Below are 1,594 nucleotides of genomic sequence, written 5' to 3'. Positions count from 1 at the left end.
AAATCAGGCAGCGCGTTTTTTCAGGTAAACCGCGTACGCAGGATTTGCGAGGACTGCGTCCTCGAACGCAGCCTCGCGGGCTCGGCAGCTGCTACGGGAGTTCAAGCAAAAACACCTTTAGATCCTGAACTGCCCGACCAATTTACCCAACCGCTGCCCCAAATCCGCCAGGCTGCGGGAGGTTTGCGCACCGAGCTGGGTTTCGTCGGCGACGCTGTCCACGGCGACGGCGATCTGATGCACGCTGCGGTTGATTTCTTCGGCCACCGCGGTTTGCTCTTCGGCGGCGCTGGCGATCTGCGCGTTCATCGAATTGATGGTGCCGATCAACTGGGCCATGGTGTCCAGCGAAGCGCCCGCCTGATTGGCCTGCGCCGAGGTGCCGTCACCGGCCTCGCTGGAGCGGCGCATGGCATCGACCGCCGACTGCGTGCCGGCCTGCAAGCGGTCGATCATGCCCTGAATTTCCTGAGTGCTTTGCTGCGTGCGACTGGCCAGCGCGCGCACCTCATCGGCGACCACCGCAAAGCCACGCCCGGCCTCACCGGCGCGAGCGGCTTCGATGGCAGCGTTCAGCGCCAGCAGGTTGGTCTGGTCGGCAATCGAGCGGATCACCCCCAGCACGCTGACAATCGACGACACGTCCTGCTGCAAACTGTCGAGCGAGACCCCGCTGCTGCGAATATCTTTCACCAGCGCATGGATCTGCGAAATGCTCCCGGCGACCACGCGCTTGGCCGCCTGACCTTCTTCGTCGGTTTGCTGGGCCGCCACCGCAGCGCCTTGGGCGCTTTTCGCCACTTCCTGCGCTGCCGCCGACATCTGGTTGATCGCCGTGGCCACCTGATCCGTCTCGTGACGTTGGCGTTCCATGGCCTGATCCGAACGCTGGGCCTGATCGGAGACCTGATTGACCAGCCCGGTCAGCTGCGAGGTCATCTCGGTAATCTGCCGCACCAGGCCGTGAATCTTGTCGACAAAACGGTTGAACGAACCGGCCAGCTCGCCCAGTTCATCTTGAGAGGTAATCGCCAGCCGGCGCGTCAAGTCGCCCTCGCCTGCCGCGATGTCGTCCAGATTGGCCTTCATCAGGTTCAGCGGACGCAAAATGGTATTGGCCACAAACAGACCGACCGCCGCGATCACCAGCAGCACCACCGCCGCGATGCCCATGATGCTCAGCAGCACGCCTTCCATGCGCTCGCGAACCTCGGTCTGGACCGCTGCGACCTGGGCTTCGATACCGTCGAGATTCACCGAAGTACCGACGGCCATGTCCCACTTGGACAGGTATTCGGTGTAACCCAGCTTGGGCACCAGGACTTTGCTGTCGCCAGGCAACGGCGAGCTGTATTGCAGGTAGTGCGTACCGTCCTTGGCGACTTTCACCAGGTCGCGGTTGACGTACACGCCATTAGGATCGCGATTGTCCTTGAAGCTCTGGCCGACGCCTTCCGGGCTGTTGGCCTTGAACAGGCGCACGGTGTTGGAATCGTAGCCGAAGAAGTAACCGTCCTTGCCGTAGCTGATGCTCGAGAGCAATTTGACCACTTGCGCGCGAGCCGCCTCATCGCCAGGCGCTGCGGCGTCATAC

General features: G+C 62.5%; 1 protein-coding gene. It reads right to left on the bottom strand.

What is annotated here, in order from left to right; genetic code table 11:
• Positions 1 to 117: 117 nt before the first annotated feature.
• Positions 118 to 1,594, bottom strand: a 1,477-nt coding sequence (locus AC1DH9_RS28875) for a methyl-accepting chemotaxis protein (protein WP_477809305.1), incomplete at its 5' end; no start/stop codon positions are given.

The organism is Pseudomonas sp. 05T35 (assembly GCF_056396605.1).
Note: the sequence above shows the minus strand (reverse complement) of the source record. Positions and strands in the feature narration are given on the sequence as shown.